Source organism: Paenibacillus sp. FSL H8-0079 (genome assembly GCF_037991315.1).
Lineage (GTDB): Bacteria > Bacillota > Bacilli > Paenibacillales > Paenibacillaceae > Paenibacillus.
On sequence record NZ_CP150300.1, the window covers coordinates 1,997,188 to 2,019,161 of the forward strand.

Consider the following 21,974-nt stretch of genomic DNA (forward strand, 5'->3'; position numbering starts at 1 on the left):
AGCCCACCGACTACTCCGTTTGGAGAGACGGTGGGCTTTTTGATTTTTCCGCAGATCAAGGTCATTAAACAGTACATCTTACGCAATTGCCGATATTTTATATTGAAATTGAACTGTTACAATGAGAAGGAACTTGTGTAGTCAGACATGCTGGGAAGGGGCTAGCTAACCGATGAAGAGAAGAATACTTGGAAAGACAGAACTAGACATACCTGTATTGAGCTTTGGAGCATCCTCACTCGGTTCAGTATTTCGTGACATTGACCGGGACGAAGGGGTTCGTACCGTACATGCTGCCGTAGATGCGGGGATGAATTACATAGACGTTTCACCTTACTACGGATTGACGAAGGCGGAGAATGTACTGGGTGAGGCCATTCGTAGCTTGCCGCGCAGTTCGTATATTTTATCAACCAAAGCCGGACGGTATGGGGAAAACGAGTTTGATTTTTCACGTCAGCGGATTCTGGATAGTGTGCAAGAGAGTCTGGATCGATTGCATACGGACTATATTGATATTTTATTCCTGCATGATATTGAATTTGTGCCAGCAGAGATTATTATCGAAGAAGCCTTTCCAACGTTGTTGCGTCTGAAAGAGCAGGGAGTTATTCGTCATGCGGGGATATGCGGATTGCCCTTGCCGTTGTTCGAGAAGGTTCTGCCACAGATCGATGCCGATGTGATCATCTCGTATTGTCATTATTCATTGAATGATACCTCATTGTTATCGTTGTTGCCCCTGTTGGAAAAGAAAGAAATTGGCCTCGTTAATGCTTCGCCTCTTTCTATGGGCTTGTTAAGTACCCGAGGTGCTCCTGCCTGGCATCCGGCAGATGAACGGGTGAAACAACTCTGCCTGAAGGCTGCCCGCTTCTGTGCAGAACAAGGCAGTGACATTGCCAAGCTGGCCGTGCAATTCTCGACGGCGAATGAACGAATTCCCACAACACTGGTGAGCAGTGCCAACCAGCGCAATATCGTCAATAATGCAGCTTGGATAGAAGAACCGATAGATCAAAGTCTGCTGGAGGAAGTGTTGCGCATTCTGGCACCATTGCATAATGAGACGTGGCCAAGCGGACGTCCTGAATATAATACAGAGCATCACAACATGACATCAGAAGCATCCAAGGGGGAACAACGATGAGAGCCATTGTATGTGAAGAAATAGACCGTTTGGAGCTGCAGGACCTGCCCCAACCGGAACGAGCAGAAGGGGAGGCACTGATTGCCATTCGGCGGATTGGTATCTGTGGAACGGATCTGCATGCGTACAAAGGCAATCAGCCGTTCTTTACCTATCCTCGCGTACTCGGTCATGAACTGGCGGCTGTTATTGAAGAGATCGGTCCGAACGATGCAGGGCTGCAGCCCGGGGATCAGGTAAGCATTATTCCGTATCTGCACTGCGGTCATTGTATTGCATGTCGCAATGGAAAAACCAATTGTTGTGTGTCCATGCAAGTCATGGGTGTGCATGTAGACGGTGGCATGAGAGAAAGAATCAGCGTGCCTGTCTCACATCTGCTCTCAGCAGAAGGATTGACGCTGGATGAGACGGCGATGGTAGAACCATTAAGCATTGGTGCTCATGCCGTCAGGAGAGCAGGAATCAAGCCTGGTGAGCATGTGGTTGTGGTTGGAGCAGGTCCCATTGGACTCGGTGTGATGGCATTCGCCAAACAGGCGGGAGCGCGTGTTATTGCTGTTGATCGTAATCTGGACAGGCTGGAACTTAGCCGTACTTGGGCTGGAGCGGATGACCTGGTTCAGGCCAATGAACATACTGTACAACAAGTGGCTGAAATCACGGGAGGTGACTATGCTACGGCTGTTTTTGACGCAACTGGTAATGTGAATTCCATGAATGAGGCCATTCAATATGTGGCGCATAGTGGTCAGCTCATTTTTGTAGGGCTGGTGAAAGCGGATATTACCTTTCATGATCCGGAGTTTCACAAGCGAGAGATGAGCATCCTGGGCAGTCGAAACGCAACCCGTGAAGATTTTGAACATGTCCTGTCCACCTTGCGTCAAAAGAAATTAAGCATGGATGGGTACATCACACACCGAGTGGAATTTAATGAGCTACCTATGGCAATAGACCAATGGCTTTTGCCAGATTCACATGTAGTCAAAGCTATCGTTGAGCTATAATATCAAGAAATTTTGATAACAAAAAAAACGCTCTCTGACCTTGGTGGACAATACTGTCCATCCATAGGGGAAGAGAGCGTTTTTTGTAAGTTGAATTAAAATTACACGATAACGAAGAGGACAGAAAAAACCTGAAAAAGCAAAGCGTTCGCCTTTATCCCCGGATTTTTCCCTTGAGAAAAGGGAATAGAAAAAATCTGGGGATAACAGCGATTGGAAGGTTGTTCTGTCATCGTAGTGTCAGTGTAAATATCTTTAGTTCAACTTACATGAGCTATTATTTTTCCGGATTCGTTACAATGCCCGCATGCGGATCAATGTGACGCACAATGGACTTCAACCAGATCATCTCCAGCACGTGTACCTCATAATAAAGTGCACCCGGGATCTGTTTGATCCATCCTTCCGCCATATCGAGTTGTGTTGAGTCAGAAGCTGCTTCTAGTGGTCCAGGTTCCCGGCGCAGCCGTTTGCGTACAGCTTTTTCAACTTGAGAGCTTTGCGTGGTCAAAATGCATATTTTGCGTTTGGAAGAGAAGCCCCTGAACGCAATGTACACCATTTCATAAGCAATAAGATAGGCGATTACCGAATACATCGCTTGGTCCCAGCCAAAGACAACCCCAGCGGCTGTCAGTATCAACAAGTTAAGCAGCATGATTATTTTTTCGATAAGCATCCGTTTCCCGCTAAATACACGTTCAGGTGGACGGGAAGACGGATCACCGATTTCCAGCGTATCCAGTGTCCCACCATACCGCACGACGAGCCCAATTCCGAGTCCGAGGCATAATCCGCCAAACATGGCGGCAGCCAGCGGGTGCTCTACAAGTGGCGGCATGGGATGAAGCACAATGGCACCGATCGAAAAGACAACCAGACCTAGAACAGTTACCAGTACAAATTTCTTCTGCACAATCTTGTAGGACAAAAATATAAACGGAACATTGAATAAAAATAGGAATAATCCAATCCTCATTTCGGTCCAGTGGGCGAACAGTGAGGAAATGCCTGTAATGCCTCCAATAATGATCTTATTGGGGTGTAAGAACAATTCAAGTCCCACGGAGGCCAGAATTCCGCCCGCAATCACAAGCAATAAGTTTAACCAGCGGCGGGTAGACGATATTCTGGTCTTGGCGGTGTTTGGCACCGGATTAGCCGATATCAGAGGTGCTTTCATAGGTCATCCTCCTTTGTGCGGCTTTCGAGCCATTCTCCCTGGGTTAGTCACAGAAAGATCGGCGTAGAGCCGCGAAGTACGATAGTATGTCTGTTCTGTACAGACATAGAATTTATCCTTCTTTCTGCAGAACCTTCGGTTCTTCTTTCTTTTTCCTAGGATCTTTGAACTTGAATATTTTATCCAATAAACGGAATACGTGTTTGGACTCTTTGGTCAATAAAGGACCCAGAATGGCCAGAATCAGGACATACAATGCAGCAAATGGTTGAATCATTGGTAACAGTCCCCCGGCTTTACCCATGTTCGCCAAGATGATGGAGAATTCCCCCCGTGACACAATGGTTAATCCAATATTGGCCGATGCTTTGGGCGATAGTCCTGCACTGCGTCCAGCCAGCATACCTGCCAGGAAGTTACCGAACAATGTAATAACAACTGCAATCAGAGCCAGCCACACGGCTTCGCCACCCAGGGACAACGGATCAATGGACAATCCGAAGCTGAAGAAGAAGATTGCTCCAAAGAAGTCACGGAACGGCAGAATCAAGTGCTCAATCCGTTTCGCATGTTCTGTTTCAGCAAGCACCAGTCCAACTAGCAATGCACCGATCGCTTCGGCAACATGAATGGTTTCAGAGAAACCGGCTACCAGGAACAAGGCTCCGAATACAACGAGAGAGAATAGCTCATTCGATCGAATTTTAAGCAATTTGTTTAGTAGTGGTGTTGCTTTACGTCCAAGGATAATCACGATAAGCATGAATCCGAGGGCAATAAGTGCGGACATGATGACGCCTCCGATGGAGGATGAATCACTAAGCACAAGTCCGGACAAGATCGAGATATATACAGCGAGGAATACATCTTCGAACATAATAATACCCAATATCATCTCTGTTTCCGGGTTGGCCGTTCGTTTCAAATCAACGAGTACCTTGGCCACAATGGCACTGGAAGAGATGGTAGTTATACCTGCGATAATAAGTGCTTCTGCAACTGGGAAACCGGACACAAAACCGAATATTAATCCCAGCGTAAAGTTAATGCCGATGTAGATCGAGCCGCCTACTGCAATGGAGCGACCCGATTTAATTAAACGACCTACCGAGAATTCAAGTCCAAGGTAGAAGAGAAGGAACAGGATACCGATCCGACCCATAAATTCAATAAAAGGCTGACTCTCAATAAAACGGAAGTCCAGATGCCAGATTTTCATGGCATGTGGCCCAACGGCCATCCCGATCAGAATATAAAATGGAACGACCGAAAATCTTAGTTTTGCCGATAAAAGGCCGGCTGCTGCAATGAGCACAAGGGCCAGACCTACTTCGAATATCAGATGATCCATCTATTTACCCCCTTCCAGTCAGGAGGAGGGATTTAAACAGTTTCTGCTGATTGCGTTCGCCAACGGCTACCACCGTGGATTCTGCACTGATAACTACCTCCGGACCTGGGCTGATATGTTTTTTGTGATTTTTCTCTACAACGGCGATCACCGTTGCCCCAGAGTTTTGACGTACGTCCAATTCACCGATGGATTTACCGATACTTCCGAAGGATGGTTCGATTTTGTACCACTCGATAATCAGGTCGTCAAACGTGACTTCAATATTTTCAAGCTGCTTCGGTTTGTAAGTCAATCCGCCAACAATAGCAGCAATCTGTCGTGCTTCGTAATCGTCAAGCGTAATCATCGAGATACTTTGATCGGGATCATCATACTCGAAGTGGTACATTTCCCGGCGACCGTCATCGTGAATAATAATGACAATTTTATCACCGCTGCTTGTTTCAATCTGAAATTTTTTGCCGATTCCCGGCAAGTCTGTTTCGCGTACATCCATGGATTGTTGCCTCCTTATAATTAGGGGCTGGCCACAGAAGACAGGCTTATTTCCCGAAAATGAATCATTTGCTGCTCAAAGGCACACCAAATGATACGGGTAAACAGAGCCAGAAATTCCTGACACAGCCATATGATTTGAATTTGTCGGTGTGGGTATAACAAAAATAGGTGCTGTCATAAACATTGGCTTATCTAACGTTTGCTAAAAGGGTTATAAGTTATGCACAAGCACACCGTCTTAAATACAGAGGTGTCTCCATGCAAAAGCAACCTGTAAATACGTCGTAACGGCTAGTGAAGAGCGTTCACGTATTTGGGTGCCATCGGGGTGAGGGATACATACATGCTGGTAAACTTAATAGGCAGCAAAAATAATCTGCGTTTGAACAGACAATACCACGGTTTAAAGGACAGACCCGTTGTAGGGATTCGCAGCATCAATAACAATGCGAGGACAAGAAAGACAGGCTTATTATGCGTAACCGCAATCAGCTTGGACATAACTTGTGGATATTTGCGAATGACAGGTTTCTGCTGGGATTCGGGTATTTGTAACAACACTTCCTTATTGGAATTTGCGTCAACAGACACCCCAACGGCAGATTCGGACTGCATCGGAATAGGGAAGCACAAGGCTTGGAAAACGCACAAAATGATAATAATGGTGTAATGGAGTATTCTAGGTTGTTGTCTCATTTTGGCTTCCCTCCTTTTCCGTGAAACATACTGTTATTAAAATAATAACACATTTTTGTCTTAACTCCAAACCTCTTCATAATATACTGAGAAATCATGACACGCTTTCCATCAATCCGCTTCGTATATCCCCATCGGCCTTGCCATATACTTTGAACAGGAAGGAAAGGAGTGATTCTTGTGGAACTGTTCGCTGTATGGACCGATGTATCGGGGCAAGAGGAAGCGGATCAATTTTATCGTTGTGTCAAGGAAAAAATCAAAGGTTTACATATAAGTAAAAGAGGATTTCGGCTCACCTTCAAACATAATGATGGAAGAGCAACCTGGGTGTGCAGAGGGAATGAGAATCACGAAGACTTCCAGCAATGGCTTCCTCGGATCAGTGATCTGCTCTCCCTTGGACTCGCTGACTTCATTATGGAGACACAAGAACGCAGCATGGTGGAGGATATGATCACCAAGGCGTGTTCTGTCATGGATGAGCATGAGGTGGAGAAGGTTAATCGAATCTGCATGCCTCTACTATTAAATGGTGATCTGGATCAACCCGGACTTCGGGAACGCCGCCGTACTACGTTGGCCAGTGGACTAAGGCAGGATTTGGAGGATGTTCATTTTTTTCACCTTGAAGGCATTATCAATTTCCGCATACGACCATATAAGCAGGAGCTTCAGGAATTAGTGGAGTATGCGCTGGATGAGTTCTGGATGGATCGGCAGTATGAAGAGTTTATGGGGCTGTTAAAATATTTTGTATTCTTTCAGGAAGCCAAAGTACCTCTGGTCCATCTTGTTCACAAGGGAATGCATGAATTTCAGGTGCTTGATGCCGGACTTAATCTGTTACCCGTGAAAAAGGATGAACAGGTCGTTGTGGAAATGCCGGGTCTGGAACTGGAGATGGATATTGAAGATATGATTGTAAGTACACTCATTTCGATCTCTCCTGAGAAAGTCATGCTGCATACGCGCACCCCAGAACTGCCGATCATCTCGACCATATGTCAGATCTTTGAAGACAAGGTTCAAATATGTCATCATTGCCCGGAATGTGAAGTGCTCCGTTCAGGATTGTTGACAGGTCTTGACGCAAGTGATCTCGGCAATTATAATAACTGTTGATCCATGAATTTTTCATGTGAACCATTGAACCAAAAGCGTTGACAAAGACAACAACCACACGCAAGATCGGTGCAGAGAGAGGAACCCTGGCTGAAATTTCCTCCGGATATCACGTATGGTTTACCCCTTTGTAGCTGCAATTTTGAAAGTGGAGTTAGAATATCGCCTTTATTGGGGATTATCCGCGAGTAAGGATCTGCCGGGTCATGCCCGTTATCGTCATGCCAATGAGGGCTGTATTTCCGAATAGGGATGAATCAGCTGAATTAGGGTGGAACCACGAGTATATGTCACTCGTCCCTTTGCCGGGACGGGTGTTTTTTGCGTTCCTTTGCAAAATGACTGGAATAGCAATAGATAATCAGTCCATGAACATCTGGACACGAAGGTTACATTTACAGGGGGAATGAGACAAATGGCAGTTAACATTAAACTACCGGATGGTTCGGTACGTGAGTACGCAGATGGCAGCAGTATTGAGGACGTAGCCGCTTCGATTAGCAGCGGATTGCGCAAAAATGCCGTAGCTGGCAAGCTGGATGGTATCGTGGTGGACTTGTCCACAACGCTTCATGAAGGAGCATTGGTGGAAATCGTCACTTTGGATTCACCAGAAGGACTTGAAGTGATGCGTCATAGTACAGCTCACTTGATGGCTCAAGCGGTGAAACGTTTGTATGGTAACCAAGAGGTACGCCTCGGCATTGGCCCAGTCATCGAAGATGGTTTCTACTATGATATGGATCTTGAACAAGCGCTCAATCCCGAAGATCTGCAAAAGATCGAGAAGGAAATGGAACGTATTGTGAACGAGAACTTGCCAATTGTACGTAAGGAAGTTAGCCGCGAGGACGCGATTAAAACGTTCGAAGAAGTTGGCGACCCATACAAACTTGAGTTGATTCGTGACTTGCCAGAAGACAGCGTGATCACGATTTATGAGCAAGGCGAATTCTTCGACTTGTGTCGTGGTCCTCACGTACCGTCGACTAGCAAAATCAAAGTGTTCAAACTGATGAATGTCGCGGGTGCTTACTGGCGCGGAGATAGCAAAAACAAAATGCTTCAACGTATCTATGGTACGGCTTTTGTGAAAAAAGCACAGCTGGACGAGCATCTGCACTTCCTTGAAGAAGCTCGCAAACGGGATCACCGCAAGCTGGGTAAAGAGCTCGAAATGTTCACATTCTCCCAACTGGTCGGACAAGGGCTGCCAATCTGGTTGCCTAATGGTGCGAAGCTGCGCCGTACTCTGGAACGTTATATTGTGGATCTGGAAGAAAGTCTTGGATACCAGCACGTATACACACCAGTTCTGGGTAACGTGGAATTGTACAAAACATCCGGACACTGGGAGCACTACCAGGATGATATGTTCCCGAAAATGGTTATGGATAACGAGGAACTCGTTCTCCGTCCAATGAACTGTCCTCACCATATGATGGTGTACAAGTCCAGCATGCACAGCTACCGTGATCTACCAATCCGGATTGCCGAGCTTGGCATGATGCACCGTTATGAAATGTCGGGGGCGTTAACAGGTCTGCACCGTGTACGCGCAATGACACTGAACGATTCACACATTTTTGCACGTCCGGATCAGATCAAAGAAGAATTTGCTCGTGTTATCGAGTTGATTCAAACGGTGTACAAAGATTTCGGGATCAACGAATACCGTTTCCGTCTGTCCTATCGCGATCCGAAGGATACCGAGAAATACTTCCAGAACGACGAGATGTGGGAAATGTCCCAACGCATGCTGCGTGAAGTTGTGGAAGAACTTGACCTTCCATTTTATGAAGCAGAAGGTGAAGCGGCGTTCTACGGTCCGAAGCTGGATGTGCAGATCAAAACAGCACTGGGTAAAGAAGAAACATTGTCTACTGTTCAACTGGACTTCCTGTTGCCTGAGCGCTTTGAACTTGAATATGTGGGAGATGACGGACAGAAACATCGTCCGGTCGTTATTCACCGCGGTGTAATTAGTACAATGGAACGTTTCACAGCATTCTTGCTGGAGAACTTTGCAGGAGCTTTCCCGCTGTGGTTGTCTCCGGTTCAAGCGAAAGTGATTCCGGTATCCGGAAACTTCGACGATTATGCGCGTGAAGTGGAAGCGAAGCTGAAACGTGCGGGGATCTCTGCTGAAGCCGATCTGCGGAATGAGAAGCTTGGATATAAAATCCGTGAGGCGCAGCTGGAGAAAATGCCTTATATGTTTGTTGTCGGTGAGAATGAGCGTAATGCAGAAGCGGTATCCGTGCGTAAGCGTGGAGAAGGCGATCTGGGTATGAAACCGCTCGATGAGATCATTGCTCAACTGAAAGAGGAAATTGCAACACGTCTGGTCTAAATGAACAAATGATCTATCAGATAACCAGTGCATAAGTTGCCTGACTAATCAGAAAAACGCCTGAATGACATGGGATTGACCTATGTTATTCAGGCGTTTTTTCGTAGTGTTTGTTGTGAAAAGTATAGACTAATTGCTTTTTGGAAAACCTTTGCAGTGAGGGGGAGGTTATACAATGAAAAAGCAATTCTCAATTCAAAAGAAACATATACGGGGTTTACTGGTTGGCTGTGTAATGTTCGCCGGGATGACGATTAGCCTGAATCAGGCGGATGCCTATACATTTGAAGAGGAAAGTGCAGTACTGCATGTCGAGAGTCGCAGCAGCAGTGAAGCTCCGATTATTGAGACTTCGAGCAAGCCTATTCAGGAATTTCCGGAACAGGTCAGCGTTCAATACAGCGATGAGGCCCAGCTGACAACGATGGTGTATATGGCTTTACTATGGTCACCACAACCGATGGTCATCCCAAGGCCTGAGCTTCCCGAGAAACAGGTGGTTGACCCGGCTATGCCCGTGCTTGCGCCACGTTCAGAACAGGTGCTGGGTACACAGAAGGTGACAGCAACAGGATATACAGCAGGGGTGGAGTCTACAGGAAAAGGACCTAAACATCCCCAATATGGAATTACGTATTCCGGTGTCAAAGTACGCCGTGATAAAGAAACAGTTTCCACGATTGCAGCTGATCCGAAGTTGTTCCCGATGGGCTCCATTCTGTATATTCCGGGCTATGGATACGGGATTGTTGCAGATACGGGTTCAGCGATCAAAGGCAATAAGATCGATCTGTATTTCCCCACAACCAAGCAAGTGTACAAGGAATGGGGCAAAAAGGATGTGGAGGTACAGGTGATCAGGCAAGGCGCTGGCAAGTGTACAGAAAAGATGCTCAGCGAGTTAGCAGATGCGATTGACGTGTACAAATCCGTACCGGACTCCTGGTTGGACAAGGCCATTTAATTTCACATGTTCACATGAATAACTAAAGTGCTCTCTTCACATAATATTGACTGGGGACGAACCCCGCGGTGCAGCAATGCAGCGTAAATATGAAGAGAGAGGTGATTCGTTGTGGCTAAAAAATCACAAGGGTACCAAACGCCAAACGAGAAGTACAATGCAGAGTTTGGAGAAGAGAATGCAGCATCTAAAGTGAAGCAATCCGCTCAACACAAAGTACAAGATAATTTCCAAACACCTGATGAAAAATATAATGCCGAGTTTGGTGTAGAAAACACAGGCCAAACAAGCCAAGGCAAAGCATCAAAATACAAAAAATAATTGAAGATTCATTAAATTAAATGAAGATTCAGCACCCTGGAGCAGCTGCTCCGGGGTGTTTTACATATGTGAAGTTTTACAAAAATATCCTCCCATCTCAGTCTCGAGACCGAGAAGACTTCCATCTGCCGCCGCTGTTCTCATTGTCTTGTCTGAGTTACACTGGATACATAATACAGACGAAGGAGACATGAGCGATGAAACGATCTACGCGTGACCGCTGGTGGGTAGGTATACCTCTTATTGCTATTGGTGCGATGATCTTGTTCAGACAATTGGGATATGACATTGATGTAGGATATATTTTCAGAACATATTGGCCGTTATTTCTAATCTGGTGGGGGGTCAAAGGAATTTCGGAGATTCGTCGCAATGGGGGTTACGCCTTCATTGGACCGGTAATTGTCCTGGCGATCGGTGGATATTTTCTTGCACGCAACCTGGGATGGATTGATTATTCCATGGGGGAGTTCATCCGTTATCTGATTCCGGTTATGCTGATTGGCGGAGGATTGTTCGTACTGATTGGGCCACGACGTCGTGATCGGAAACATCATGACAAGATGCAGCCACCTCCAGCACCGGAGCAACCTTATAAACCGTTGTCCCCTGAGGATCTGGAGATGCCATCTTCGTTTGACGAACAATTCGAGAAAACATTTGGCAAACCGAAACAGGAACAGAAGAACGATTCATATGGCTCGTTCAATACAGCTAAGGAAAACCTGGCTTCCTATGAACATCAGCAGTATCAGAAGCACAACGCTCACGGTTCAACTCAAAAGAAATATGAAAAATATGATGACAATGACCAGTATGATGATTCTAGCTACTATGGTGGCAGTGGCAATACCATTAATAAATCAGCATTCATTGGCGATCTGTACATGGGACAGGAAGTGTTCTCGTTGAAACCGATGAACATCTCGGCTTTTATCGGAGATACGGTGATTGATTTGACCAAAGCACAGATTCCTTATGGGGAGACGAAGATTGTCATTTCTTCATTTATTGGGGATGTGAAAGTATTTGTTCCAGAAGATATGGACCTGGGTGTGACGGTGACGACGAATTCCTTCATTGGAGACATGTCATTGTTGAACCAGAAACGTGGCGGATTCCTGAGTAGTGCCCAGGCTGAAACGGCCCATTATCGTGAAGCAAGCAAAAAGGTGCGGATTATTGTAAGTGTGTTTATCGGAGACGTCAAAGTCAATAAGGTGGGTTAATGCATGATTCGAACCATTCTCAAGGCCAATAAGTGGGAACTGATGATGTATTTTGCGCTAACCGGTCTGATTACGCTGGGTGGATTCTATCTATTGTATGGAGAGGTATTGATGGGGGCTGGTCGTCAGCGGGCATGGACCTATGTTGCCGTTGTTGTGCTGGCCACCGTTATCACCGGATACATTGCTGCTCTGCGCCTTCAGCGCAAGATTGACCTGCTTGATCTCAACATGTTGAAAGTGTCCAAGGGCAATCTGGCGGTGCGCATGCCTGAGGTGGATGACGCTTCGTTCGGTCGTGTCTATCAGGAGTTCAATGTCATGATGGATTCGATTGAGAAAAAGATGAGACTGCTTCAGCGTCTCGGTGAGCAGGAAGTTATTGAGAAGGAGCAAGCCTCGGAGCGGGCTGTGCTTGAAGAACGCAAACGAATGGCAAGAGATCTCCATGACACGGTTAGCCAGCAGCTGTTTGCGATGCATATGTCGGCTTCGTCCTTGCCGCGTCTGCTAGAGAAGAATCCGGAACATGGCGGTAAAGTACTGGACCAATTGATTCAGATGTCACATATTGCACAACGTCAGATGCGTGGACTGATTGCCCAACTTCGACCAGTGGAGCTGGAAGGGCGTGATCTGTCCGCGGCACTGGATAGCTGGTTTCCTGATTATTGCAGGCAGAATGGTCTTAAAGGTGTGAAAGAGCTGGAACTGGATGGCGGAATCTCGGATGCCATTGAGCACCAGCTGTTTCTTGTTATTCAGGAGGCCATTGCTAATGTAGTGAAGCATGCAGAGGCGGGGATGGTCAGTCTGTCCATACGGGAGAGTGAACATCAGATCAGCATGAGCATCAGCGATGATGGTCAGGGATTTTTGCAGCAAGCTGAGCGTCCAGGGTCCTACGGATTATCCACCATGCGTGAACGAGCGGAGAAGCTTGGTGGGCAAGTTCAGATTATATCGAAGCCGGGAGCGGGAACAACGGTACGGGTATTCATCCCGAAATTCCCGAACGTTCCTGAGTGAACTAGAGGGGGAGACGAATTGAGCGGTAAAGTAAACGTGATGATTGTGGATGACCATGACATGGTGCGAATGGGGTTAAAAACGTATCTGATGCTGGAGCCTACTTTTCATGTGATGGGAGAAGCGGGCCATGGACAGGATGCGCTTGATCAGTTGCGTAAGTTAAATGATAGTGAAATGCCGGACTTGATCCTGATGGATCTGATGATGCCTATAATGAATGGCGCTGAAGCAACAAAAGCCATTATGACTGAATTTCCGAAGATGAAGATTGTAATGCTCACGAGTTTCTTGGAGGATGATCTTGTTGTTCAAGCGATTGAAGCCGGAGCGGTCAGTTATGTGCTGAAGACCGTTTCTGCGGAAGAACTGATCTATGCTCTTCAAGGAGCTTATAGAGGCATGCCTGTGATGACAGGTGATGTATCGCAGGCATTGACTCGGGGAATCAGACAGCGTACAGCGAGAGAGAGTGAATCAGGTCTGACTGAACGGGAGAAGGAAGTGCTGTTGCTTATTGCAGAGGGAAAGACCAACAAAGACATTGGAGAAGAATTACATATCAGTATCAAAACCGTCAAAACACATGTGAGCAACCTGCTGATGAAATGCGAGATGGATGATCGTACACAATTGGCTATCTATGCGCATCGTCAAGGCTGGGTGAAAACGAAAGGGTAAAATGCTGTCATGACGGGGGAAATAATCTATTCTTACGTGCTTTTATCTCCTTTTTAATTGTTTTTAAGGTACGGTTAAGGTTTAAAGTACAAAATAAGGACAGTTAAAGAATATCTCTTGGGAATAAGAGATTGGGAGGTAGAGAGGCATGGACGAACGTAATTATAGATCGAACCGTCAAGACGAGGAAAACGAAACCAAACAAACGGAGAACCGCAATTCTTCCGGAACGGACGAATCCTCCTATTATTATTCTTATGGACCTTTTCAGTCCGTGAATCAGGAAGATACAGCAAATCACATGGGAAGCAACAATCAGCGTGAAGAAGGTAATGTAGAGATTACAAAACCTGATCCGGTGAGACCCGTACCTACTTACTATAATAGTGAACCATCCGAGCAAGCGAAAAGATCGTCCGGAGGCGGCGGAAACGGCTCAGGTAACGGTGGGGATCAAGGGAATGGCGGCAAAGGCAACTGGAATTATAATAACCGAAAGCCGCGTTCTTCCGTAAGATCACTTCTGTTCTCCTTTATTGCCGGCATGCTGGTCATTACCGTTCTCATGTACACAGCCGACAGAACGAACATGTTCACACCGGAGACTGCACTTACGAACACAGGCAATGAAAGCTCGGGACAGGAAACGTCCACGAACACAGGCGGAGGCAACAATGTGACAGCGTCGTTACTGCCAACAGGTAAAGAAGATGTGTCTTCCGTAGTAACGAGTACAAGTCCAGCAGTGGTCAAAATCGAAACACTTGCGAAGCAGTCCTCACGCACAGGTACTGGTCAAGGCGGATCGAATACAAGCGATCCGTTGTACCAATACTTCTTCGGTAATGGTGGCGGAACGGAAGGTAATCAAGGCCAGAGCCAGCAGCAACAACAGCAAAGCAGTAATCAGTTGGTTCCACTAGGCATTGGTTCAGGATTTATTTTTGACAAAGAAGGATATATCCTGACGAACCAGCACGTGGTTCAGGGTGCAGATGTGATTCAGGTTACGCTGGAGAACAACAGCAAGCCTTATGAAGCCAAACTGCTCGGAAGCAGCTTCGATCTGGATCTGGCAGTATTGAAAATTGAGAAAAACAGTGGTGACGATGCGTTCCCTGTAGCTCCACTGGGCGATTCCAACAGTACGCAAGTCGGTGAATGGCTTGTAGCTATTGGTAACCCTGAAGGCTTCGAACACACCGTTACAGCAGGTGTACTGAGTGCCAAAGAACGTACAATCAGCATTCCGGATGAAGAAACAGGTAAAACACGTGAATATAGCCACTTGCTGCAAACCGATGCTTCCATTAACCCGGGTAACTCCGGTGGTCCGTTGCTTAACCTGAACGGGGAAGTTATCGGCATGAACGTTGCAGTCAGTGCAGATGCACAAGGGATTGGTTTTGCGATCCCATCAAGCGTCATCTCTGAAGCGGTTAAATATCTCAAAGAGAACAAAGAAGTTCCCAAAGAGCCCGTACCATTTATCGGTGCATCTTTGATGGCTCTCACACCTGAAGTCGCTAAACAAATGGGAACAGATGTGACCGAAGGTTCTGTCGTAGCCAGCACGATCTTCCAATCACCAGCTTACCAAGCAGATCTTCGCGCATATGACATCATTACAGGTGCCAATGGTACGCCGTACGCGACAAGTCAGGATCTGATTGATTTTATCAAGAAACAGGAAATCGGCAGTGAAGTGACACTGAACGTGGTTCGTGACGGTAAGAAGATGGATCTGAAAATCAAAATCGGTAACAAAAATGATTTTGATACTTCACAAACAACGGATACACAACAGCAGCAACAACCATAATATTGGATTAAGGATTGGAAGAACGGAAGGGTTTGAAGGCCCTTCCGTTTTTTTTGCCCAGAACTAACGGGATAACAATGGAGCACGCTTGAATGGAGACTCTTACTTGAAGATGCAGATTGTGCTTCTGCCTGTTACAATGGGATAAAACGTTAGGATAAAGGAGAAAGACCATGCGCTCAACTATTTTGATTGTGGATGACGACGAAAAAATTGTGTCCATGCTCCGCCGCGGGCTGGCTTTTGAAGGATATGAGGTACAGACCGCTTCCAATGGAGCTGAAGGTCTCAGCAAACTGATGGACAAGGAGCCGGACATCGTTGTTCTGGATGTGATGATGCCGCAGATTGACGGATTTGAGGTATGTCGCAGATTAAGGGAAGCAGGTAGCAAAGTGCCTGTGCTGATGCTTACGGCCAAGGATGAAGTACAGAGCCGGGTGACTGGACTGGATACAGGGGCCGATGACTATCTCGTGAAGCCGTTTGCGTTGGAAGAGTTATTGGCACGTGTCCGTGCATTGCTGCGCCGCAAGTCAGATATTGCGGGTACACCAGACAATCGTCTGATGTATGAAGATATCATTCTGGACAATGACTCACGTGAAGTAGTACGAGATGGTCAACGTCTGGAACTGACTGCCAAGGAATTCGAACTGTTGAATCTGTTTATGCAAAATCCAAGACGAGTACTGTCACGCGATCTGATTATGGATAAAATCTGGGGTTATGATTACAGCGGTGAGTCTAATGTGCTTGAAGTGTACATTGCCATGCTCAGACAGAAGACTGAAGAATACGGTGGCAAACGTCTCATCCAGACCATCCGGGGAGCCGGTTATATTCTGAGAGGTGACTCCTGACATGTCCATTCGGTTAAGACTAACCGCATGGTATTCTGGCATTTTGGCGGCCGTGCTTATCTTTTGGGGCGTTGTGATCTATGCCTTTGTTTATTTTAACTCCTATCAGGAAGTTGAACAGCAATTGAAGGTGAAGAGTGCCCGGATTACGGAGCAAATTGGTGTGAATCCTCTTTCGCAGTCATTGGATCTGGACCCATTTACAGAGAGCCAGCTTCAGGAGGCGCAAATTTATATTCAACTCTGGGATTATCAGAGCCGTTCGGGCAGAATTTCCGGTAATATGGAAAAATTAGGGATTCAGTTTCCGGTATTGAAATCCAATGAAATTCTCAAAGAACGGGGGATATCCAAGATCTATGTGGATGGGACGCCGTTTCTGGTGAATCAATTGCCACTGTCTCTTCAGGGAACCAATGAAGTCAGAGGAATTCTTCAGGTAGGTGCCAATGTAAGTTCACAGGAGCGCTTGCTGGAGGCATTGCTTAATATTTTGGTTTTTGGCTGGCTGGTGGCGATGGCATTGGCTATAACTTCAGGTCTTGTTCTGGCCCGGAAGTCGATGCGTCCGCTTGTGAATGTTATTGATGCTGCGAATCAGATCCAATCCGGCGATGATCTTAGTGTGCGAATTCAATATGCGGGGCCGAAGGATGAGATCGGGCGTTTGATCGAAACGGTGAATAACATGCTTGAGCGTACAGAATTGTCTTTCCGTGGATTGGAAGAGACGAATGCTGCCCAGCGCCGTTTTGTATCTGATGCTTCGCATGAACTACGTACGCCGCTGACGACTATTCGCGGGAACGTGGACTTCCTGAAGAAGCTGTGGGATCAGGAGGGCACAGACCGACCGAATCTGGATGAAGAAACGGTAAGACAGATGTCCGTCGAGGCGTTGGAAGACATGGCCGATGAAGGTAAACGTATGAGCAGATTGATCAGTGACATGTTGTCATTGGCGAGAGCGGATACAGGGCAGAAAATTGAACTGAATCCGGTACCACTACAGATATTGGTGCAGGAAGTCGCGCGAAGATCGCAATTCTTGGATCATCATGCGGACTGGCGTCCAGGTGATCTGTCGATTCTTAACGGTATCTATGTGAACGGCAGCAAGGATTATCTGCAACAGATGCTGTTTATTTTCATCGAAAATGCGTTTAAATACACGCCAGAAGGCTCCGTGACACTTGATGCCGTACTGTACAAAGGTCAGGTAGGACTGCGCATCAGCGATACCGGTATTGGCATGGATCGGGACGAAGTACCGTTCATCTTTGATCGCTTCTATCGGGCAGATGAATCGCGCGGGGCTACACCTGGCATAGGTCTGGGACTTTCGATTGCCAAGTGGATCATTGAGGAACACCATGGCTCGGTTGAGGTTGTGACCAGACGTGGAGAAGGAACCACCTTTATTATCTGGTTGCCGGTTGTCTTTGCTCCGCCTATCGAATAAAGGTATAATAGACAGGACTGCAATTACATCGGCAACGTTGCCGAGAAAGAAAGCGGGTGGCAACCAAGTGGAAGTACTGCGAATTTCACCGCGGGGATATTGTTACGGCGTTGTGGATGCGATGGTGCTCGCGCGTCAAGCGGCACGCAATCTGGATTTACCACGACCTATTTATATATTGGGTATGATTGTGCATAACCAACATGTGACGGATTCCTTTGAAGATGAAGGTATTATTACATTGGATGGTCCGAACCGGATGGATATTTTGAGCCAAGTGGAGAGTGGCACGATTATTTTCACAGCTCACGGCGTTTCTCCAGAAGTGCGCAAGCTGGCACGGGACAAAGGGTTGACGACAGTGGATGCAACATGCCCTGATGTAACCAAAACCCATGATCTCATTCGGGAGAAGACTGCAGAAGGTTATCAGATCATCTATATCGGTAAAAAGAATCATCCTGAACCAGAGGGGGCTGTTGGCGTTGCGCCAGACCTCGTTCACCTGATCGAGAAGGAAGAAGAGATCGATGAACTGAACGTTCCTCCAGGCAAAATTCTTATTACGAATCAGACCACGATGAGCCAATGGGATATCAAGCATATTATGAGCCGTCTGTTGGAGAAGTTTCCGGGTGCAGAGATTCATAATGAAATCTGCCTGGCGACTCAAGTGCGTCAGGAAGCTGTCGCTGAACAGGCGGGGCAGTCTGATCTGGTCATTGTTGTAGGTGATCCTCGCAGCAATAACTCTAACCGTCTGGCACAAGTGTCGGAGGAAATCGCGGGGGTTACGGCCTACCGTGTATCTGATGTTTCCGAGATTCAGCAAGAATGGCTGAAAGGTGTAAATAAGGTGGCGGTTACTTCGGGTGCTTCAACACCAACACCGATTACGAAGGAAGTCATCCTTTATCTGGAGCAGTATGAACATGACAAGCCGGAGACGTGGGAAATTAAGCGTACCGTGAACATGAGCAAACTGCTGCCACCAGTTAGAGAAAAAACACGTACACCATAGGGCAAGCACATGTAAGTGAAGTGCAAAAGTTGTAAACGAAATAAGAAGAATCCTGTTACGCGGAACCGAATTCGGAGCCTGCGGAGCAGGGTTCTTTTTTGTATATGGATAAGGAATGTGTACCTTGACGCAATAGGAGAACTATGGTATATTTGCTTTAACGGATAAAAGCTTAAAAGCGAACAAGCGTTTAAGCATGACAGAGTTTTCAAATTTAATCAGACGCACGTTAAGAGATTATTGTGCTCTCATACAAGGAAGGATGGGAATTAATATGATCGTTATTGCAGGCAAGGCTACTCCGGAGGAACAGATTCAGGATATCGTTGCAGTTATTGAAAAAGAAGGGCTTCAGGTGCACATCTCTCGCGGAGAGGATCGTACCATCATTGGTTTGATTGGCAAAGTTGAACCTAAAATGCAGGAGCATCTTCGCCAAATGAAAGGTGTCGAGAATGTCGTGAAAATCTCGAAGTCCTACAAATTGGCAAGCCGTGACTTCCATCCGGAAGATACGGTGATCTCCATCAAAGGTGTAGATATCGGCGGAAAAGAACTTGTTGTCATGGGCGGACCATGTGCGGTTGAATCCGCTGCGCAGATTGATGAGATTGCCGGGCTTGTGAAAGCTGCTGGTGGGCAAGTGTTGCGTGGGGGTGCATTTAAGCCACGTACAGGTCCTTACAGCTTCCAGGGAACGGGCGTAGAGGGATTAATCATGATGGCAGAAGCAGGCAAGAAACATGACCTGCTGACCATTACAGAAGTTATGACACCCGAGTATGTGGATATTTGTGCCGAGTACGCAGATATTCTGCAAGTAGGTACACGTAACATGCAGAACTTTGACCTGCTCCGCAAATTGGGCGAGTGTGGCAAACCAGTATTGTTGAAACGTGGCTTCAGTGCGACATACGATGAATTGTTGAATGCGGCTGAATACATTCTTGCGGGTGGTAACCCGAATGTCATGCTCTGTGAGCGTGGTATTCGTACGTTTGAATCCTACACACGGAATACGCTTGATCTGTCCGCAATTCCTGTTCTGCAGTCTCTGAGCCATTTGCCGGTTATTTCAGACCCGAGCCATGGTACTGGACGCCGTGAACTGGTGGAACCGATGACGAAAGCTTCCGTTGCTGCGGGTGCCAATGGCCTGATCATTGAAATGCATACCGATCCGGATAACTCCATGACAGGAGATGGTGTGCAGTCCTTGTTCCCTGACCAATTCGCCAACCTGTTGCAGGATCTGGAGAAACTGGCACCAATCGTGGGTAAATCATTCAGTACAGCCAAACAACCGGCAGAATTTTTCCCGGCACGTGTAGGGGTGTAATAAGAATTTCATAGTCAAGGTCTGGATCATCATCCGGGCATCTCCTCTGGTCTCGTTCATTGCGACGGAATCAGATAGATGCTCGGTTTTTTGCATATTTTGCAGTTTTGAACGTATTTATTAATCAATAGTGATAAGAAACATTTATGATGTGAAGTTTTTTCCATGATTTAGGCTAAAATAGGGGTCGCTTTACCGCATTAAACCAGTTAAATGTATAATCAATTTGTTGTTATATGAATTTAGGTTATTTATAAAATGTGAGTATATCTAACATCCTCGCAAAAAATACCTTACATAAGTATTGACGATGTCATGTTTTAAAATTTATAATGACGACAGAAAAAAATTCGAATTTAGACATTTTCTTAGTGGGGTTGTTTAATGTTCGGAATATTTGGGAGGACGAATACATGTCGGTTGAAAACGTATTGAAATCAATTCAAGAGAACAACATCGAGTGGGTAGATTTTCGTTTTGTAGATTTAGCTGGTCGTGCACATCACATCTCGTTACCAGCTTCGGCTGTTGATGCAGACACGTTCGTAAATGGAGTAGCTTTTGACGGTTCTTCTATCCAAGGTTTCCGCGGAATTGAAGAGTCCGATATGGTTATGATGCCAGATCCTGAAGCGACTTATGTCGATCCGTTCACTGCACACCCTACATTGAATGTTATGTGTGATATCTTCACTCCGGATGGCGAGCGTTATGAGCGTGACCCACGTAGCATCGCTGTTAAAGCAGAAGCTTATTTGCAAGAGAGCGGTGTAGGTACAGCGGCATTCTTCGCACCTGAATCCGAGTTCTTCATCTTCGACGATGTACGTTATGAGAGCGGCACGAACAGCTCTTCCTACTTCGTAGATTCCGAAGAAGCTTCTTGGAACACGAACCGCAAAGAAGAAGGCGGAAACCTTGGCTTCAAAGTTCGCACTAAAGGCGGATATGTTCCAGTAGCGCCAGTGGATACACAACAAGACATTCGTAGCGAAATGTGTCGCCTTTTGGAAGAAGCAGGCCTGTCGATCGAGCGTCATCACCATGAAGTGGCGACAGCGGGTCAAGCCGAAATCAACTTCCGTTTTGATACACTGAAGAAAACAGCAGATAACCTGCTTGCATACAAATACATCGTGCACAACACTGCACGTCAATATGGTAAAGTAGCAACATTCATGCCAAAACCATTGTTCGGTGATAATGGTAGCGGAATGCACGTTCACCAATCCATCTTCGATGGCGATTCCCCATTGTTCTATGACAAAACGGGATATGCTAACCTGAGTGAAATGGCTTTGCACTACATCGGAGGTATCTTGTACCATGCTCCGGCACTGATCGCTTTGACTAACCCTAGTACGAACTCGTTCAAACGTCTCGTACCTGGTTACGAAGCACCAGTAAACTTGGTTTACTCCAAAGGTAACCGTTCTGCAGCAGTTCGTATTCCGGTTGCAGCTGTGACACCTAAAGGTTGTCGTATCGAGTTCCGTACACCTGACTCCACAGCTAACCCGTACTTGGCATTCTCCGCAATGCTGATGGCTGGTCTGGATGGAATCAAACGTAAAATCAACCCAACTGAGCTTGGATATGGTCCGCTCGACAAAAACATCTATGACCTGTCTGATGCGGATAAAGAAAACATCCGCAGTGTGCCAGCTTCCCTCGAAGAAGCACTGGATGCATTGGCAGCTGATAACGAGTTCTTGACTGAAGGCGGCGTATTCACGAAAGAATTCATTGAAAACTACATCAACCTCAAACGTGATGAAGCGAAAGCAGTAGCGATCCGCATTCATCCGCACGAGTACAGCCTCTACTTCGACTGCTAATCGGTCGGGGTCGGAACAGCTCTTGTTCCAACTTAA

The 21,974-nt window shown here is 46.5% G+C and carries 19 protein-coding genes; 15 read left to right on the forward strand and 4 right to left on the reverse strand.

Annotation, left to right across the window (positions count from 1 at the left end; genetic code table 11):
* The first annotated feature begins 172 nt into the window (after nt 1–172).
* Nucleotides 173–1,150 (forward strand): aldo/keto reductase, encoded by a 978-nt coding sequence (locus MHI06_RS09110; protein WP_340401262.1) that lies wholly within the window; start codon nt 173–175, stop codon nt 1,148–1,150.
* Nucleotides 1,147–2,160 (forward strand): zinc-binding alcohol dehydrogenase family protein, encoded by a 1,014-nt coding sequence (locus MHI06_RS09115; RefSeq protein WP_340401263.1) that lies wholly within the window; start codon nt 1,147–1,149, stop codon nt 2,158–2,160. Before MHI06_RS09110 ends, MHI06_RS09115 begins: the two co-directional genes overlap by 4 nt.
* A 277-nt stretch (nt 2,161–2,437) precedes the next feature.
* Here MHI06_RS09115 and MHI06_RS09120 read toward each other — a convergent pair whose 3' ends face one another.
* The 4 genes from MHI06_RS09120 to MHI06_RS09135 all read right to left on the reverse strand — a co-directional run bounded on the left by MHI06_RS09120 (nt 2,438) and on the right by MHI06_RS09135 (nt 5,891).
* Nucleotides 2,438–3,343, reverse strand: a complete 906-nt coding sequence (locus MHI06_RS09120; RefSeq protein ID WP_340401264.1) for a YitT family protein — start codon at nt 3,341–3,343, stop codon at nt 2,438–2,440.
* A 112-nt stretch (nt 3,344–3,455) separates the two neighbouring features.
* Entirely contained in the window at nt 3,456–4,694 is a 1,239-nt protein-coding gene (locus MHI06_RS09125) for a cation:proton antiporter (RefSeq protein ID WP_091014701.1), read from the reverse strand.
* 4 nt (nt 4,695–4,698) lie between these two features.
* Complete coding sequence (locus MHI06_RS09130) at nt 4,699–5,193, reverse strand: cation:proton antiporter regulatory subunit (protein ID WP_036610059.1); 495 nt, start codon at nt 5,191–5,193, stop codon at nt 4,699–4,701.
* A 293-nt stretch (nt 5,194–5,486) separates the two neighbouring features.
* Nucleotides 5,487–5,891, reverse strand: coding sequence for a hypothetical protein (locus MHI06_RS09135; protein WP_169478792.1), 405 nt, complete (start codon nt 5,889–5,891; stop codon nt 5,487–5,489).
* A gap of 171 nt (nt 5,892–6,062) precedes the next feature.
* Between MHI06_RS09135 and MHI06_RS09140 the strand changes: the two genes are divergently transcribed.
* The 13 genes from MHI06_RS09140 (at nt 6,063) to glnA (ending at nt 21,938) form a co-directional block, all read left to right on the forward strand.
* The gene (locus tag MHI06_RS09140) at nt 6,063–7,016 is read left to right on the forward strand and encodes a putative sporulation protein YtxC (RefSeq protein ID WP_340401265.1); all 954 of its coding nucleotides are present in this window, start codon (nt 6,063–6,065) and stop codon (nt 7,014–7,016) included.
* A gap of 415 nt (nt 7,017–7,431) precedes the next feature.
* Nucleotides 7,432–9,369 carry a threonine--tRNA ligase gene (thrS, locus tag MHI06_RS09145; RefSeq protein ID WP_169478790.1) on the forward strand — a complete coding sequence of 646 codons (1,938 nt, stop codon included), beginning with the start codon at nt 7,432–7,434 and terminating at the stop codon, nt 9,367–9,369.
* Nucleotides 9,370–9,544: 175 nt separating this feature from the next.
* A complete protein-coding gene (locus MHI06_RS09150; protein ID WP_340401266.1) occupies nt 9,545–10,333 on the forward strand; it encodes a 3D domain-containing protein in 789 nt (262 codons plus the stop codon).
* Between the two features lie 111 nt (nt 10,334–10,444).
* A complete protein-coding gene (locus MHI06_RS09155; RefSeq protein ID WP_169478789.1) occupies nt 10,445–10,654 on the forward strand; it encodes a hypothetical protein in 210 nt (69 codons plus the stop codon).
* 197 nt (nt 10,655–10,851) lie between these two features.
* Nucleotides 10,852–11,883: a cell wall-active antibiotics response protein LiaF gene (gene liaF / locus MHI06_RS09160; RefSeq protein ID WP_340401267.1), complete on the forward strand. Its 1,032-nt coding sequence runs from the start codon at nt 10,852–10,854 to the stop codon at nt 11,881–11,883.
* Between the two features lie 3 nt (nt 11,884–11,886).
* Entirely contained in the window at nt 11,887–12,912 is a 1,026-nt protein-coding gene (locus MHI06_RS09165; protein ID WP_340401268.1) for a sensor histidine kinase, read from the forward strand.
* A gap of 39 nt (nt 12,913–12,951) precedes the next feature.
* Nucleotides 12,952–13,593 (forward strand): response regulator transcription factor, encoded by a 642-nt coding sequence (locus tag MHI06_RS09170; RefSeq protein WP_340402083.1) that lies wholly within the window; start codon nt 12,952–12,954, stop codon nt 13,591–13,593.
* Between the two features lie 148 nt (nt 13,594–13,741).
* On the forward strand, nt 13,742–15,415 hold the full coding sequence (locus tag MHI06_RS09175) for a trypsin-like peptidase domain-containing protein (protein WP_340401269.1): 1,674 nt from the start codon (nt 13,742–13,744) through the stop codon (nt 15,413–15,415).
* A 173-nt stretch (nt 15,416–15,588) separates the two neighbouring features.
* Complete coding sequence (locus tag MHI06_RS09180; protein WP_062833477.1) at nt 15,589–16,278, forward strand: response regulator transcription factor; 690 nt, start codon at nt 15,589–15,591, stop codon at nt 16,276–16,278.
* 1 nt (nt 16,279) lies between these two features.
* Nucleotides 16,280–17,740, forward strand: coding sequence for a HAMP domain-containing sensor histidine kinase (locus tag MHI06_RS09185; RefSeq protein WP_169478784.1), 1,461 nt, complete (start codon nt 16,280–16,282; stop codon nt 17,738–17,740).
* Between the two features lie 67 nt (nt 17,741–17,807).
* Nucleotides 17,808–18,761, forward strand: coding sequence for a 4-hydroxy-3-methylbut-2-enyl diphosphate reductase (locus tag MHI06_RS09190; protein ID WP_340401270.1), 954 nt, complete (start codon nt 17,808–17,810; stop codon nt 18,759–18,761).
* A gap of 274 nt (nt 18,762–19,035) precedes the next feature.
* Nucleotides 19,036–20,100 carry a 3-deoxy-7-phosphoheptulonate synthase gene (gene aroF, locus MHI06_RS09195; protein ID WP_036610039.1) on the forward strand — a complete coding sequence of 355 codons (1,065 nt, stop codon included), beginning with the start codon at nt 19,036–19,038 and terminating at the stop codon, nt 20,098–20,100.
* A 413-nt stretch (nt 20,101–20,513) separates the two neighbouring features.
* Nucleotides 20,514–21,938, forward strand: a complete 1,425-nt coding sequence (glnA, locus tag MHI06_RS09200) for a type I glutamate--ammonia ligase (RefSeq protein WP_169478782.1) — start codon at nt 20,514–20,516, stop codon at nt 21,936–21,938.
* Nucleotides 21,939–21,974: the final 36 nt, after the last annotated feature.

Coding starts and splice junctions, on each gene's coding strand:
- MHI06_RS09110 (WP_340401262.1), top strand. CDS start 173: ATGAAGAGAAGAATACTTGGAAAGACAGAACTAGACATACCTGTATTG.
- MHI06_RS09115 (WP_340401263.1), top strand. CDS start 1,147: ATGAGAGCCATTGTATGTGAAGAAATAGACCGTTTGGAGCTGCAGGAC.
- MHI06_RS09120 (WP_340401264.1), bottom strand. CDS start 3,343: ATGAAAGCACCTCTGATATCGGCTAATCCGGTGCCAAACACCGCCAAG.
- MHI06_RS09125 (WP_091014701.1), bottom strand. CDS start 4,694: ATGGATCATCTGATATTCGAAGTAGGTCTGGCCCTTGTGCTCATTGCA.
- MHI06_RS09130 (WP_036610059.1), bottom strand. CDS start 5,193: ATGGATGTACGCGAAACAGACTTGCCGGGAATCGGCAAAAAATTTCAG.
- MHI06_RS09135 (WP_169478792.1), bottom strand. CDS start 5,891: ATGAGACAACAACCTAGAATACTCCATTACACCATTATTATCATTTTG.
- thrS (WP_169478790.1), top strand. CDS start 7,432: ATGGCAGTTAACATTAAACTACCGGATGGTTCGGTACGTGAGTACGCA.
- MHI06_RS09150 (WP_340401266.1), top strand. CDS start 9,545: ATGAAAAAGCAATTCTCAATTCAAAAGAAACATATACGGGGTTTACTG.
- liaF (WP_340401267.1), top strand. CDS start 10,852: ATGAAACGATCTACGCGTGACCGCTGGTGGGTAGGTATACCTCTTATT.
- MHI06_RS09165 (WP_340401268.1), top strand. CDS start 11,887: ATGATTCGAACCATTCTCAAGGCCAATAAGTGGGAACTGATGATGTAT.
- MHI06_RS09170 (WP_340402083.1), top strand. CDS start 12,952: ATGATTGTGGATGACCATGACATGGTGCGAATGGGGTTAAAAACGTAT.
- MHI06_RS09175 (WP_340401269.1), top strand. CDS start 13,742: ATGGACGAACGTAATTATAGATCGAACCGTCAAGACGAGGAAAACGAA.
- MHI06_RS09180 (WP_062833477.1), top strand. CDS start 15,589: ATGCGCTCAACTATTTTGATTGTGGATGACGACGAAAAAATTGTGTCC.
- MHI06_RS09185 (WP_169478784.1), top strand. CDS start 16,280: ATGTCCATTCGGTTAAGACTAACCGCATGGTATTCTGGCATTTTGGCG.
- aroF (WP_036610039.1), top strand. CDS start 19,036: ATGATCGTTATTGCAGGCAAGGCTACTCCGGAGGAACAGATTCAGGAT.
- glnA (WP_169478782.1), top strand. CDS start 20,514: ATGTCGGTTGAAAACGTATTGAAATCAATTCAAGAGAACAACATCGAG.